Below are 15,499 nucleotides of genomic sequence, written 5' to 3'. Positions count from 1 at the left end.
ATGGTTTCTACAGATTCTCGTAGATCTCGTTCACTTCATTCGTGATCTCTTCTCCGCCCGCTGCATGCCAGCGCTTCACATAGCTGTCCCATTCCTTTTCTGCATCCCAAATACCGGTTACGACATTCAGGAAGAACTCCTTCTCAACCTTTTCAACGTCTGCGCCGTACTTCGATGCACTTTCAATAATCGTTCCAGATGGAATCAGCTGCTCTTTCGTCTTGTAGTTTTCCTGCACCTTCCGCTGCGGCTCTGCTTCACTTCCGAAGGAAAGCTCCATCTGCTCTTCGTTTCGGTTGTTCACGATAAAGAATTTCAGACCGGCCTCCGCCTGCTTTTCTTGAGACGAATATTCTTCGGTCAGCACCGCCATGCCATTCTCATTGACGGTGTAGTGAACCCCTTCTTCTCCGCGCCAGATCAAATTGTGCACGTCCATATCAACAAGCTGAGTATCCATAATTTCAAGAATTTTCTTCAGCTGCTCATCCGTTGTATCTTTACCAATGCCCGTATATCTCCACACACTCGACTGGTTCTCAAACACCGCTTCTTCCCCGTTAGGACCCATGAGCGGAGGCAAATAATCGGTCGTCGCCTGCGGATTTTTCGTAAATGTCATCGCATACCAGTCACTTGGACGGTATTTCGGCATCAGTGCGGTCCACCCTGCAGTTCTCATGCCGACAATTCCATCCGAAAACAGCGCACCGTCATCCTTTACATTGACATCAGGATAGATGTAGCCTTTTTCATATAAATTAGCAAGGTACATCGTTAACTCCTTAAAGTTTTCACTGACCTGGGCCTTTATAAGCCTTCCATCTTCGCCCTCAAGCCACATATCATCCTTCACCGTACCGCCTGGAAGCGAGATGCCGAATGCCGCCGCAATCGTATAGATATTGTGGTAACCCGTTGTCATGGAAAATGCGTACGTATTGTTCTGACCATCTCCATCCGGATCTTCTTCCGTAAATTGACGCGCCACTTCCTCCAATTCTTCAAGTGACGTCGGCATATCCAAGCCCAGCTCCTCCAGCCAATCGGTTCTCACTGCAGTCAGAGGGAATAACTCCCTTGTTCCTTGAGGAATCGCCAGCAGTTCTCCATCCTTATAGATAGACATGCGCTCAAGCAAAGGATAATTCTCCAGCGTAGCAGCCCATAGATTCGGCGCCACTTCTTGAATCATTCCCACAGGTACCGTTCTAGCAAGCCCTTGCTCGATCACATTAGCAATCCCGTTTGCACTGACGAGAAAATGATTCGGGATATCGCCGGAGGCATACAGCATGCTCATCTCCTGTTCATTCGTAGAGGTCGCTTCGACAACCTCAAGCTCCACGTTAAAGCGTTCATTCAGCTTCTGGACAACATATGAATCTTCCTCAGGATAAAGTCCCGCGGTTCCGTTTCCTAACCATGAGATTTTTACGGGCTCGCTGGAAGCTTGACCAGAGCCTGCGTTAGCTGCCCCTTCCTCCTGCTGACCATTGCCATTATTTCCGCAAGCGGTCACGACGAGCATCATGAATACTAAACAGCTGATGATCCATAAACGAATTCCTTTTACAGTCATGTCGATCTTCTCCTTTATGAATGAATTATTTATATGAAGCCATTTGGCCTAGCCTTTAAGAGAGCCCATCAGCGTCCCTTTGACAAAATATTTCTGCAAGAAAGGATACGTCAGTATGATCGGCCCGATCGCTACGAGAACGGTAGCGGCCTCCATCGACTTCGTAATAATGCCTTCATCGCCCTGCAGGCTGTCCGTAATCCCCATATTGTCCTTCTCGATAAACACTCTTCTTAATATCAACTGCAGCACGATGTGATCGTTGGATCGAGTATAGATCATCGCATCAAACCACGAGTTCCAATGATCCACACCGACCCATAATGCCGACGTTGCGAGAATGGGCATCGACAATGGAATGACGATACGAAACAGGATGGTAAAAAAGCCCGCTCCATCGACCATCGCAGATTCCTCCAGCGATTCTGGCAGTGCCATTAGAAAATTGCGCATAACAAGAATGTGAAAGGTGCTGAACAGCGAGGGCACAATGAGAGCCCAAATCGTATCGTACAGCCCGAGAGACTGCACCAGCAGGAAGCTTGGAATTAATCCCCCGCTGAAAAACATCGGTATCAAGTAAAACATCGTCAGCGTATTTCTAGCAGGCAAAAACTTCTTGGCGAGCGGATAGGCGGTACAGAAATACAAAACAACAGATAAACCTGTGCCGACGACCGTCCGAAAAATCGTATTCAGATACGCCTGCCAAAGCAGCGATGAATCAAGGGTGATGCGATAAGCTTCCAATGTAAATCCTCTCGGAAACAGCTTTAATCCGACTTTCGATGCTTCCTCCGCAGGACTGATCGAAGTAATGAACAGCTCCCAAAACGGATACACCATAAGCAGTGCAGCCAGCGCCAACCCGCTGTAGATGAGAACGTTCCATAGGATAGATCCTATAGGTATGGTTCGATTCGTCACGAGCTTTTCTTCCTCCTCTGCAAGTTACCAGATGCCTTGTCCGCTGACGCGTTTGGAGATGCGGTGAGCGACCAGGACAAGCATCAGCCCAACGACATTTTTAAACAGGCTGATTGCTGTAGCATAGCTGAAGTCAAAATCCACTAGACCGACCCTGTAAGCATACGTGTCGAATATATCCGCAACGCTGTATACCGTAGGATTATAGAGGTTCAAAATTTGACCAAATCCGGCCTCCATGATATTGCCAATCTGCAGTATCAGCATGATGACGATGACGGGGAGAATGCAGGGCAGCGTAATGCTGACAGCCTGCCGAAACCGGCTGGCCCCATCCATCCTCGCCGCTTCATACATCTCTTGATCCACTCCGGCAATCGCGGCCAAGTAAATGATGCTTTCCCAACCGACGCTTTTCCAAATGTCCGACACGACCAAGATCGACCTGAACATGTCAGGCATCATCATAAAATTGTAGGGTCCCAGTCCGAACCAGCCGAGTACCGCATTGACCGCTCCCGTCGTCGGGGACAAAATCGTATGTACCAATCCGGCAATGACGACCCATGAAATAAAATGCGGCAGGTACGTTAAGGTTTGAACGGTTTTCTTAAACCAGCCTGTGCGAATTTCATTGAGCAGCAGTGCGAACAAGATCGGAGCCGGAAACGCAAAGATGAGCTTGTACAGGCTGATCATCAGTGTATTTTCTAAAAGATCAAAAAACTGATTATTCGTAAACAGTCTTTCGAAATGCTCTAACCCAACCCAAGAGCTCCCCCATATCCCGTCTAAAAATCGATAATCTTTAAAGGCAATAACGACCCCGTACATCGTGTAATATTGAAAAACCACATACCAAATGATCGAAGGGATCATGAGAATCAGGAGTCCTCTATACTTGATGCACGATTTCATAAACCGCCGTAGTCTTGTTGGTGTGACCGGTGAATCATTCATGACGGCTTTGCTCCAGCTCCTTTCCTTGACTTGGGTACAGTTTTTGGAACGTTCCAATTTCATCTATGGTTCATGATAGGGCTCGTTTGTTAAGCCCGTGTCATTGCATACTTAAGAAATTGTTAAGCTCCTATTGTATAGATTGGATCTCCTCTTCAGGCTTTGGATTCGAGACAGCCAATGGACGAACCATCCAGAAATAGATCGCTGCACTAAGCAGAACCGTCATCCCGGCAATGGAAAACATCGTTCGATATCCGGCTCCTGCGGCAATCCACCCTAACACGAAGGAGCCTGCGCCAAATCCAATATCAAACAGCAGCAGAAACGTCGATGTCGCGATTCCTCTGCGCTTACGTGAAATACCCTCGACAGCAATCGTTTGAAAGACGGGGAAAAGCACTCCATGGCCCAAGCCTAGGACAGCCGCTGACAGCAGTAGCACCATACTGCTGCGCTCCACACTCAGCGCAAGCATCCCTATGGCAAAGAAGCATACGCCCGGATATACGATGCAGCCAGCCCCCCATCGGTCATATACTCTGCCCACCAGCAGCCTTGAAAGCATCATGATGAGTGCGAAGACGATAAAGAACCATCCCGCCATGCCTGCTTGATTTAGTTCCTCTGTATAAGAGGAAATGAAGGAGGTTAAGGAGCTGTATGAAAAAGAAAGCATGAAGCCGGCGAGCGAAATCGGGAGCACTTTCGGCTCAACCAGCTCGCGCCAGGCAGGTTTCCCCCGTTTGTGCGTCTTAAAGCTTGTGATGACACCTTTGCTTGAAGGGACAAGCAGGAGGCACAGAAGAGCAAGTCCGGAGACAATCGCGCTTACGACGAACAATACCGTTCCCTTCTCAAACTTATCCCATAGATAAATACCGCAGGCTGGACCGAGCACCATCGACACGCTCATGAATAGGCTGAAGTAACTGATCCCCTCTCCCTTCCTCTCATCGGGGATGATCCGCATAGCCAGCGTGCTCGTGGAAGTTGATGCTACCGCGAAGCTTCCGCCATGCAGCATTCGGACGACTAATAGAAATCCGATGCCGGCTGCACCGAAGTATAACGATGAGCCCAAGAGAAAGACGGCAATCGACCAAACAGAGAGCATGTTCAAGCTGTACCTGTCCATCCAGCGTCCCGAAAGCAGCCGTAATGCGACGACACCGATCGACCATAAGGTAATCGCCAGTCCCATCTGCTGCTCGCTGCCGTGCAGGGCATCCTTGACATACAGCGGAATCGCCGTAGACAACATGTACACATTCAAGTAAATAAAAAAACTGCACATACTTACAGCCATAAAGCTTTTCGTCCATAGCTTGCTTCCAAGCACTCTGTTCATCTCTCTCGTCGTGATTTATGCGGTCAGGCAGGATGCTGTGCAAATCCACCTTCCTTTTAGATGAAATGATCATTCTGATCATCCTCATGATGATTGGAACGTTCCAATTTTCCATGTGTATTATGCTAAACCGGTTTTGTTAACGCTGTGTCACCGCATTGATAAGATTTGGTGAAGAGAGCGTTCCATTTTTGTAAGAAGTAAAAATTTGACCGTTCTCAAATCCGTTTTGGTCACTTGTGGGATGTGAAAGCATGGGATAATATCGTTGTCTTCGGACAACAAAATACGCTTGGGAATGGAGGAGCTTTGTTATGAGGTTAAGAAGCAAGCGAGCCCGCCGACCTCTCAGATTGCTGCTGACGATTCTATTGACTGCGCCGATGATTGCCTTAAGCAGCGGAAATACTGCATCCGCGGCAGACTTGGTCCTGCCCAATTTCGGCTTCGAGCAGGGGCTTAGCGGATGGACTCCATCGGTAGACAAGGATAATGGAAACGACCAGGACGAAAAAGGAAGCGGCTTTCAGATCACGAACCAACAGTCCAGCGAAGGACAGCAAAGCGTCAAAATGATCGATGCCAAAAAGTCGCGAAGCTTCAGTCTAGAGAGCGGGAAGCTTGAGGCCGAGGCGGGAGCAGGCTATGTTGCTTTCGCCGATGTTTTGATCGAGAGCGGAACAGCAGAGCTCGGGATCCGATTTTATGATGACGAAGGACAACTGCTGGAGGAACAATACACTACCGCAGCACCTGCCGAAGGCTGGGGGACCGTTCAAGTGAGCACGACCGCACCTGATGGAACCGCCTATGCATCTGTCCTTCTCCATTCCAGTTCAAAAAACGAAGGAACGGCCTACTGGGACCGAGTGCGATTCACCAAGGACTTCACTAATCTTGGCGTTCAAGTCGGCACTTCCGCCCCGCTCGGATCTACATTCGGGATTGGTGAGCATCAGGACAAAATTTATTCCGTGATCACAGGCAATGCGAATGATCTGCCGATTATGCAGGTGATCGATGCAGATAGCGAAACCGTCACGACCGCGATCACGCTGCCGGAAGCAGCCGTCAATCCTACTGGCGTATGGGCCGCGGCGACCGCTAACGATGGAACGGTGTACTTCGGCTCCTATCAGAACGGCAGGATGTACAAATATGTGGCGGGACAACCCTCGATAACCGACCTTGGGGCACCGCTGCCGAATGAAGAGTTTGTATGGGATCTTGCGGCGGGGAAAGACGGTAAAGTATATGGGGGTACATATCCAAGCGTCGGATTTTTCGAATACGATCCATTGAACGGCTTCAAACAAATCGGCTGCAAACCGATTTACGAACCGCCAGGTGAGGACTATAAATATCATCGAGCGCTGGTCTACGATGCTGTACATGATGTCTCTTACTTAGCGGTGGGTTCGAATGCATCCATCGTTCGGTACGATCACGAAACCGGACATATGATGGATATTTTGCCGTCCCAGTATAAGGTAACGCCGCTGGCCGGCGCTGTCGAATATGAAGGTGACCGCGTTTTTGTATCGCTTGGGGGCTTCGTAGTTGTCCTGCATGTTCAGGAACATCCGGATGGAACCGTTACCGTCACCGAGGATGCGGCCATCGCCAGGACGGATCCCCGGGTCTCGCCGGAACGAGACGGAGGCGTATACCTGATCCAGCAAGATCAATTGGTTCATTATGATATTGCTGCTAAAGCCGTTACGGGAACCGGACATTCGGTACCCGGCCGCATCCAGCGCTTCGGGTGGATCACGCTGGAGGATCAACAAAATTACCCCGGTGAAACCCTCGTAGCCATTTCCAATACGAACAATGAAACGTACATTGTAAAATATAATCCGCAAAACGGAGCCTTCCGCATGGCTCGTGTCGAAGGCACGCCTCGTATACCTGGCGCGATCAACAGCATTGGCACGGGCCCCGACGGCAACATCTACACAAGTGCTTTTCAATATGGCGGATTAGGCGTCTATATTCCCTACAATGGAGATGCCGATGACGGACAGCCGGAATACGTATATGCCCCGATCACTCAAATTGATCATATAGCATCATACAACGGGAAGCTGTACTTGGGCGTATACCCAGGAGGATATCTGTATGAATACGATCCAGAACTGCCTTGGCAGCCGGGAACCAATCCGAAGCTTCTTATTCATACCGCGCCTTATGATCAGGATCGTCCCAAAGCGATCGCTTATGGAGCCCATAAAGTGTTCATGGGTACCACCGGTGAAACCGGCCAGCGGGAAGGCGCTTTATCCGTCTACGATTACGAGACAGGCACCGCGACGGTTCATAAAAACATCATAGAGGATCAAAGCATCATTGCGCTTGCGTATCATGACGGTCTTCTGTACGGCGGCTCATCCATTCGAGGCGGATATTCAAGCACGCCAACGCAAACCGAAGCGAAGCTGTTCGTGTATGATCCGCGAACGGGGACGAAAACAGATGAATACAGTTTGCCGGCGATAGAAGGAGGAAGACAGCTGACCGCGATCACAGAGCTGGTCGCAATCGATGGTAAGCTGTGGGGAATGGCCGAAGGATATTTGTTCATTTTTAACCCTGAAAACCAATCCTTCGAATATTTCGAGGAAAAGTTCCAGGATGTACGCCATCCCGGCGGAACTTACAGAGATGCCGACCTGGTTACCGTTGATAAAGATCCCGATACCGTTTACGGAACCATCGGCAACAAATACTTATTTCAAATCAACAAAGCAGACAAATCCGTCACCATCCTGAAATCCGATGGTGCAGATATGATTACAGCCGACGATGACGGCAATTTGTACTACAAGCACAATGATACCGAGCTTTGGCGGTACGCTTTTTAACGATTTAGAGCGGGCGAGCTTTCTCCTCAACGGAGAGAGCTCGTTTTTTTGAATGTTATCCAAGTTGAAGATTACTGAAGCATGAAAGAGACAGGAACTATTCGTTAGAGCGAATATTTCTACTTTCCGATGCAATAAAATAGGGAATAAAGATATGGGCAGGTGAGCATATGACATTCACCCCGATATTCGAAGATGCACTGACACATCGGTTGTACGGAAAAAGCCGAATTCCGATTTTCATCTTGGAAAAACACATGACACGAAATTACCCGCTCCATCATCATAATTTTGCAGAGCTCAGTCTCGTTGTTGATGGTACAGGCACGGAGATATTAAACGGCCGCCCTCACCGTTTCAAGCGAGGCACAGTGTCGTTTCTGCTGCCTCATCACATGCATGAGATACAGCTTGAGCAGTCCCCCGTACATAAATTCAACTGTATGTTCGACCTCCAGCTTCTTTTTACGAATCCGCTTGATCGTTCACTTGCACACAGCCTTCTCAAAACCGGCATCAATTTGCCGCATCATTACGATTTAAACGAAGAACAAACCCGCTACATGGAACAAATATTTCAATCGATGAGCCTTGAATTCGATCATGAACGTTTTGCCAAGGATACGATACTGCTTTCAAGGCTGATCGAAGCGCTGGTATATGTCGTCCGAACCGTCCATCCGGTCCAGACGGATTATTCACCTGCCGTTAAATTCCGAGACCCTGTGCAGGAGCTTCTTTATTATGTGCATCTCCATTTTCAAGATGAAATCACACTTTCCCATTTATCCGACCGATTCAACCGGAATCCCGCTTATATCAGCCGTATGTTCAAGCAGCACGTCGGTCAAGGCTTTACGGAATACCTACATGCTCTGCGAATTGAAAGAGCTGCCGGACTATTGGCGACCTCTACGATGAGTATCGTCAATATTGCTTTTGAAGTTGGCTTCGACCATTCCCAAACCTTCTCAAGAGTGTTTAAGAAATTGAAAGGCGTGTCTCCCAAGCTTTACCGCGCCGAAATTCACAAATCTGCTGAAAGAAGAGCTTAACGGAAGTCTCCTGTACATCAGAAAAGAAGCAGTCCAGCACCTCAAGCAGGAGGTACATGATAACTGCTTCTTCCGATCCGAACCTGAATAAGTCGGACTTCCTTTTGTTCAATTATCTCTTTTATGAAGCTGCACGCTCTTCTTGGCTGACATCGTTGTAAAACTTAAATGCATAGATCGCGCTAATACCTACCAACACATAAACAATACGAGATAATAAAGCGTCCTGATCTCCGAAAATGGCTGCGACTAGATCAAAATCAAACAGCCCCACCAACAGCCAGTTTAGCCCGCCTACAATCAATAGCGTAAGGGTAATTATATTTAACGTTCTCATTTCAAAGGCAACTCCTTTTGATTAGAATGTCATTTATCTTAAACATTTCCTAATCATTTTTGAATTATGCATAAGGAAACAAATGAAGACAAGGTACCGAGATCCATTACGTATCCCAGCACCTTGTCTTCGATCGTCCCAATTGAAATTACTCGATTCATACGATTACAACGCTTTGACCAATCCGCCGTCGACAAGAATCGATTGGCCTGTCATATAGGTGTTCGCGAGGGAGCCGTAAAATGCGACAATTCGTCCAAACTCCTCAGGAGTGCCTGTCCGCCCAAGCGCAATTTGGCGGTTCGCTTCCGCTAGGATGTCTTCCACGGTACGCTGCTGTTCGTCAGCCCTTAGCCGATCCAACTGCATAATTCGTTCCGTAGCGATCCGGCCTGGAGCGACGGTATTTATCAGAATCCCGTCCTCCGCCAATTCCTGCGACAAGCTTTTCGTCAAGCCTTGGATCCCTGCGCGAAATACATTCGACAAGATCAAGCCGGGAATTGGCTGCTTGATCGAAGAAGAGGCAATATTGACGATTCGTCCTTCCTTCGCGGACTTCAAGTATGGCAGCGCCTCGCGAATCATTCGAACTGTGCTTAATAGTGTAAGCTCAAACCCCCGCTCCCAATCCTCATCTTTAAAATCAGAGAAGCTGCCTCCTGGAGGACCGCCCGCATTCGTCACCAAGACGTCCAATCCGCCTTGTGCATCCGCAGCTGCTCGAATCGCTTCTTGAATTTGCTTCGGATCGAGCACATCCATCTGTACGATCCCGACTTCCTGTCCTGCAGCTTCTCTAATTTCATCACGAGCTTTCTCAAGCTGCTCCGTATTGCGGCTGGCAATCGTGACCTTCGCTCCTTCTTTGGCAAAAGCCAGTGCGCTTGCCTTACCAAGCCCTTTGCTTGCGGCCGCTACAAATACTGACTTTCCGGCAAGACCCAAGTCCATGACAACCACTTCCTTTATCAATCTTTCATTCGTATAACATCAAACGTATCGGAGTTATATCACCGTTTTATTCTTTCCACTGCGCTTGGCATTGTAGAGCAGCGAGTCCGCATCCGTAAACAGCTGGGCACTGGACTGACCCTGTTGATGCATCGAAAGTCCGATGCTTACCGTGACCTTGCGTCCATCCAGCTCCTCATGCTCAAGCTGCTCGATTTTTTCTCTAGCCTGTTCCAGCAGCATGTAAGCTTCCGTCGCCGCCACTCCTGGAAAAATAACGGCAAACTCTTCACCGCCATAACGGGCCGCAATTTCATTTTGTACGAAGGTTTCGGACAATACGCCCGCCACTTTCGTTAGGATCGCGTCTCCGGCCGTATGTCCGAAGGTATCGTTAATGCTTTTGAAATTATCAATATCCAAAATGGCCAGCTGCAGCGGCATCGAATTTCGATTGCTTTGCTCAGTCAGCATATCCAAATATTCGTGAAACGTCTTATGATTGTATAAATTCGTCAGTGCGTCCACCTTCAGCATTCGATCCATCAGCACTTGCTTGACCAGCAGTTCCTGCTCCTTTTTTACCATTCGGGTGTGATCCGCCAAAATTTCTTTTCCTCTATCTATGACGCTTCGTAAAATGAACAGCATGCCGATCATAATAAAGACAAAAGCCGAGATTTCAAAGGAAGACATGCTTTCTCGGACTTCGGAGTACATCATGTAAATAGCTGTGAATGCTGCCATATTGACAACAAAGGCAATGTAAAGCTGTTTGAAACTGAAATAAAAAAGCGAAACAAGCATCGATAACAAGAAAATATACTGAATATGTATCGTTTTATTCGCAATCATTAACGCAGAAGCGATGAGCGTACCGCTCAAAATTGTAATCCATGGCCACTCTATTTTGTAATAGTGAACAATTTCGATGACGATAATTACGATCAGTTGAACCACGGTAGGGATCGCCACTGAGGTTACTAGAAATTGCGGTATGTCATCCGCATTCGTCTGAAGTTTGATGATCCATGCAATCAACATGGCGACGATGGAGATCATCAAGACGGTCCAATAAATATTCAGGACTTTTCTGTGCAAATGATGGCGGCTTTCTCCCCGCTCGACTCGGACAAACATCCCATTTTCCCCTCGGTGTTGTTCATTTACTTCATATCTTCATTGTATAGGTTTTAGGACCATCCGTCCATGCTTCCTGCACTAGTAACCGAGTTTAATCGTTCACTAGCTTATGAAAATCAAAAAGGCGGGACTCCCACCTTTGTCAATCTTCAGTATGGATACTGTTCCATTTCTGCAATTTTCACCTTATTGTTACATTTACAGCTAAATTTTTCTAGTTACAATGCCGATGACACATATGATAGGATATCTATTCCATTTAATTATCAGTCATTCAAAGGAGAGAGTTTATGACAGCCCTAAAAAAAGTTAGCAGATCCATCATAATCTGTACACTTGCTATCATGGTTGGGATCGGCTGCCTCTATCAACCCGTTCTGGCGGCAACTGAACTCGCAAAGCTAGCTTTAACCAAGAACGAGATTACACTAGCAGTCGGCGATACCTTCGAACAAAATGCGCTTGCTGTATATAGTGACGGAAGTACGGAAAATGTATCGATCCAATCATCTTGGAGCAGCGAAAATTCAGCGATCGCTTCCGTATATAACGGTACAATTACTGCTAAATCCGAAGGCACGGTAACGATGTTAGCCGTCTACAAAGGATTGAGCCAATCCTTTCAAGTTCATGTAACGAAGAAAGTCAAAGCTCTGACCAAGAATACGAATACTCTCGATTTGCAAATTGGCGAAAGCCAGCAGATAGAATTGACGGCGACATATTCGGATAATACAACCGAAAAAATATCCAATGCAGCAGACTGGCAATCCTCAAATGAAAAAGTTGCCACCGTTTTGAACGGCAAGGTAACAGCTCTGAAATCGGGTACAACTACGATTACCGCTTCCTACGGCCAGAAAACCGTCTCGGTCGAAGTGTCGGTAGATGTGGTCAAACGAATCGACGCGAATGTCTCCAGCCTTTCCCTGCTGAAAGAGGACAGCCAACCGATTGAGCTCATCGCAACCTACCCGGACGGCAGCAAACGGGATGTGACTTTAACCGCAGAATGGAGCTCCAGCAATGACGATGTAGCCGATGTGCTGAATGGTACGATCCATGGCTACAGCTCCGGCGAAGCGACCATCACAGCAGCCTATGGAACGAAGACAACAACCATTACCGTTGAGGTAGATCAAACTCGAAAGCTCGTCGTCAGCGAGCAGAATGTATATTTGAAGCTGAATGAGGCGAAAGCACTCACGTTAAAAGCCGTCTACCCTGACGGCAGTGAGGCGGATGTGACAACCCAGGCGACTTGGAGTTCCAGCAATGAGAATGTAGCCTATGTCCATCAAGGAAAGGTTACCGGGGAATCGTCCGGTTCCGCTATCATTACCGCCTCTTACAGCAACAAAAGTGTACAAATTGCGGTAGACGTGTCTATCGTAAAATATTTAGATGTCTCAGCAGATGAAATTTCAATGAGTGTCGGCAGCACCGAAGCATTGAAGATCTTCGCCACTTATGCCGATGGATCGACAGAAGAGGTAACACAACAGGTAAAATGGAATTCCGATCAACCGGAAATTGCGGATATTCATCAAGGTGCCATTCGGGCGTATGCGGTCGGACAAGCAAAGCTGAGCGCATCTTATGGCGGCAGGACGGTTTCGGTCCTTGTAAATGTCGATCTGCCTTCCAAGCTGAACACTTCTACGTCTGAAGTTTACCTGATGATCGATGAAGAATACTTGGCGGATGCGGTCGCCGTATTCTCGGATGGTTCTGAAAAACTTGTTAGCGATGAAGCGGAATGGACGACGGATCAGCCCGATATTGTGAGTGTTAAAAAGGGAACCATCACGGGGCTGAAAAACGGTTCGGCAACCGTAAAAGCGACCTACGGCGACAAGACGGTAAGCATCAAGGTAGGCGTAGAAAGCGTAAGAAGAATCGAGCCTTCTGTATCCAGTGTATCGCTTCTTCTAAATGAAAAAGAAACGATTGTGTTGATGGCGACCTTTGCAGATGGCCGGCAAAAGGATATCACAACGGACGCCGAGTGGTCCTCCAGTGACAAAAATGTAGCCGAAGTATCCAACGGAGTCATAACTGCTCTCGCTTCCGGTACGTCCACGATTACTGCATCATATGGAGAACAATCAACCACCATTACAGTAGATGTGGACAAAACCGTCAAGTTGGAAGTAAGCGAACAAAAAGTTTTTCTTCATCCCAATGATACGCACGCATTAAAGCTCAAGGCGCTTTACCCGAGCGGTACGACGACGGATGTCACGAATCTAGCCAAATGGAGCACCGACAATGAAGATATAGCCTATGTAAAAAACGGCAACATTTTCGGTGTATCCAATGGCACGGTGACAGTCACAGCCGAATATTCCAACAAAACGGTGAAAGTTGAGGTAGATGTCGCTGTTCCGCGTTATTTAGATATGAGTGAAAGCAAGCTTACACTGAAATCAGGAGAATTCCGTTCTATTAAATTGACAGCAACATATGCCGATGGATCGAAAGAAGATGTAACGAACAAGGCGAAATGGAGTTCTGACGATGAAGAAATCGTCTATGCTGATAGTGGAAAAATCACCGCTTACTCTACGGGAGAAGCCCTCGTTAAAGCAAGCTATAACGAGAAGACAGTGTCCTTAAAAGTATCGGTCGATGTTCCAGTCCTGATTCGCACGGATGAAACCAATGTCGATATTCAAATCGGGGAATATTACAAATTACCGATTTACGCAGTCTTAGAGGACGGCAACGATGCAGAAGTCACCGAGGATGTAGAGTGGAGCACGGGCGACGCGGGGATCGCCAAAGTTGTAAACGGCAAAATATACGGTGTCGGAGTCGGCAGCACCAAGGTGAAAGCCAAGTATTTCAATGAAACAATTGAAATTGTGGTCAACGTTGGTTTAATGAATGAGCTTACGGCCAATGCTCGCCTCATTACTTTGGCCACGGGCGAAACCTACCAAGTCCAATTAACCGGAACGAACGCATCCGGAACGACGTCCGATATAACGAAGCTGGCCAAATGGAGCTCTAACAATAAGAAAGCAGCCGATGTCAGCAGCAGCGGGCTCATCACTGCGCTTGGAAAAGGGACCGCAACCATTACGGCGGAGTATGGAGGAAAAACGATCACCATTTCCGTAGAGGTTGACAAAATTGACCGGCTGGAAGCATCCGTCACGAATTTAAATATGAAATCGAATGACAAAGCCAAAATTACCGTTAAAGCGTATTTCAGTGACGGAACGTCTAAGGATGTCACCACCGAAGCGGAGTGGGCCACAAGCAAATATAAAGTAGCCGTTGTAGACAATGGAGTCGTTACTGCTGTCGGTTCGGGAGATGCTAAAATCACAGTCAAATACGCTGGAAAGTCGTTAAAAATCCCAGTCGAAGTTGATAAATTGAAGTATCTCGTAACGAGCGAAGTCCATATTACACTTAAAGTCGGCCAACAAAAGCAAGTCCGTGCGACGGCCACTTATACCGATTTGAAAGAAGCCAATGTTACAGTTCTATCGTACTGGGAATCATCTAATATTTTCGTTGCCACTGCCAAGGACGGGGTCATTACAGCAACTGGAAAAGGGCGAGCTACGATTACCGTAGAGTTCGGAGATAAGAAGACGAAAATTAACGTCACGGTCGTGGAAAAATAACAGCAGCAGGTAAGCTGCATACGAGGCGGGAATATACAGTTCACCCAGCTGTGTATTCCCGCTTTTTCATTACCTATGGATGTACAAAGCGCCCTTACAAATGTCTCTTTAGAAACACACAATCTAATTCGAATGGGACGGCAAAAAAACATAGGTATGAAATTAGTTTTGTGAGGTACCGGGTAAAGAGTACACCCCTTGATGAAGATATCTGCATACATTGGAGCATAGCTTCAGATGGGAGGAGATAGGGATGAACGATATCAGCATCCAAGGTTGTCCCGCCCCGCAAAACATCAGTTTCGTAGAGCGCCTGCAGCCGTTGATCGGTCGTACCGTAACCGTATTTGGTCCAGGGATTCCGAAATTGACGAGAACGACAGGCAAGCTTTGTAACGTGACTCCTGCTTCCTTTCAAGTAGGTTCTTTGAAAGTCGTGTTTAAAACATCCTTCTTTATTGTTGTGAATGAGCCCGTTCGAAAGGTGCTTCCATATGATGTGACTGCGACTGCGGAAGATATTGGGACGCTGCGAGGTAAATTAATTCGTGTCGGAAGAAATTTTGTCGAGTTCGTACAAGTTCCCGGAAGAGACGTGCCTACGATCTTTCCATTGAATTTGTTCACGGGAGTTAACTGCGAGCAAGAACATGAGGAATAAATCGCTCGGGAAGATTGCATGCTG

The 15,499-nt window shown here is 47.5% G+C and carries 11 protein-coding genes; 4 read left to right on the top strand and 7 right to left on the bottom strand.

Annotated elements, in window-relative coordinates; all coding sequences use genetic code 11:
• Nucleotides 1–7: 7 nt before the first annotated feature.
• The 4 genes from ACFPXP_RS17325 to ACFPXP_RS17310 all read right to left on the bottom strand — a co-directional run bounded on the left by ACFPXP_RS17325 (nucleotide 8) and on the right by ACFPXP_RS17310 (nucleotide 4,820).
• Nucleotides 8–1,582 carry a hypothetical protein gene (locus ACFPXP_RS17325; RefSeq protein WP_379895613.1) on the bottom strand — a complete coding sequence of 525 codons (1,575 nt, stop codon included), beginning with the start codon at nucleotides 1,580–1,582 and terminating at the stop codon, nucleotides 8–10.
• Between the two features lie 48 nt (nucleotides 1,583–1,630).
• Nucleotides 1,631–2,509, bottom strand: a complete 879-nt coding sequence (locus ACFPXP_RS17320) for a carbohydrate ABC transporter permease (protein ID WP_379895612.1) — start codon at nucleotides 2,507–2,509, stop codon at nucleotides 1,631–1,633.
• Nucleotides 2,510–2,533: 24 nt separating this feature from the next.
• Nucleotides 2,534–3,469, bottom strand: a complete 936-nt coding sequence (locus tag ACFPXP_RS17315; protein WP_379895611.1) for an ABC transporter permease — start codon at nucleotides 3,467–3,469, stop codon at nucleotides 2,534–2,536.
• A 130-nt stretch (nucleotides 3,470–3,599) separates the two neighbouring features.
• Nucleotides 3,600–4,820 (bottom strand): MFS transporter, encoded by a 1,221-nt coding sequence (locus ACFPXP_RS17310; RefSeq protein ID WP_379895610.1) that lies wholly within the window; start codon nucleotides 4,818–4,820, stop codon nucleotides 3,600–3,602.
• Between the two features lie 314 nt (nucleotides 4,821–5,134).
• Between ACFPXP_RS17310 and ACFPXP_RS17305 the strand changes: the two genes are divergently transcribed.
• Together ACFPXP_RS17305 and ACFPXP_RS17300 are read left to right on the top strand one after the other, a co-directional pair.
• On the top strand, nucleotides 5,135–7,684 hold the full coding sequence (locus ACFPXP_RS17305; RefSeq protein ID WP_379895609.1) for a hypothetical protein: 2,550 nt from the start codon (nucleotides 5,135–5,137) through the stop codon (nucleotides 7,682–7,684).
• Nucleotides 7,685–7,854: 170 nt separating this feature from the next.
• Nucleotides 7,855–8,739: an AraC family transcriptional regulator gene (locus ACFPXP_RS17300; protein WP_379895608.1), complete on the top strand. Its 885-nt coding sequence runs from the start codon at nucleotides 7,855–7,857 to the stop codon at nucleotides 8,737–8,739.
• A gap of 121 nt (nucleotides 8,740–8,860) precedes the next feature.
• Here ACFPXP_RS17300 and ACFPXP_RS17295 read toward each other — a convergent pair whose 3' ends face one another.
• The 3 genes from ACFPXP_RS17295 to ACFPXP_RS17285 all read right to left on the bottom strand — a co-directional run bounded on the left by ACFPXP_RS17295 (nucleotide 8,861) and on the right by ACFPXP_RS17285 (nucleotide 11,170).
• Nucleotides 8,861–9,076, bottom strand: coding sequence for a DUF378 domain-containing protein (locus ACFPXP_RS17295; protein WP_379895607.1), 216 nt, complete (start codon nucleotides 9,074–9,076; stop codon nucleotides 8,861–8,863).
• Nucleotides 9,077–9,241: 165 nt separating this feature from the next.
• Complete coding sequence (locus ACFPXP_RS17290; RefSeq protein ID WP_379895606.1) at nucleotides 9,242–10,030, bottom strand: SDR family oxidoreductase; 789 nt, start codon at nucleotides 10,028–10,030, stop codon at nucleotides 9,242–9,244.
• 54 nt (nucleotides 10,031–10,084) lie between these two features.
• Nucleotides 10,085–11,170 (bottom strand): GGDEF domain-containing protein, encoded by a 1,086-nt coding sequence (locus tag ACFPXP_RS17285; RefSeq protein WP_379895605.1) that lies wholly within the window; start codon nucleotides 11,168–11,170, stop codon nucleotides 10,085–10,087.
• A gap of 293 nt (nucleotides 11,171–11,463) precedes the next feature.
• On the opposite strand from ACFPXP_RS17285, the gene ACFPXP_RS17280 reads away from it, so the two are divergent.
• Together ACFPXP_RS17280 and ACFPXP_RS17275 are read left to right on the top strand one after the other, a co-directional pair.
• Nucleotides 11,464–14,814, top strand: coding sequence for an Ig-like domain-containing protein (locus ACFPXP_RS17280; protein WP_379895604.1), 3,351 nt, complete (start codon nucleotides 11,464–11,466; stop codon nucleotides 14,812–14,814).
• Nucleotides 14,815–15,067: 253 nt separating this feature from the next.
• A complete protein-coding gene (locus tag ACFPXP_RS17275) occupies nucleotides 15,068–15,475 on the top strand; it encodes a hypothetical protein (protein WP_379895603.1) in 408 nt (135 codons plus the stop codon).
• Nucleotides 15,476–15,499 lie beyond the last annotated feature (24 nt).

It is taken from the genome of Marinicrinis lubricantis (genome assembly GCF_042658665.1).
Classification (GTDB): domain Bacteria; phylum Bacillota; class Bacilli; order Paenibacillales; family KCTC-33676; genus Marinicrinis; species Marinicrinis lubricantis.
Note: the sequence above shows the minus strand (reverse complement) of the source record. Positions and strands in the feature narration are given on the sequence as shown.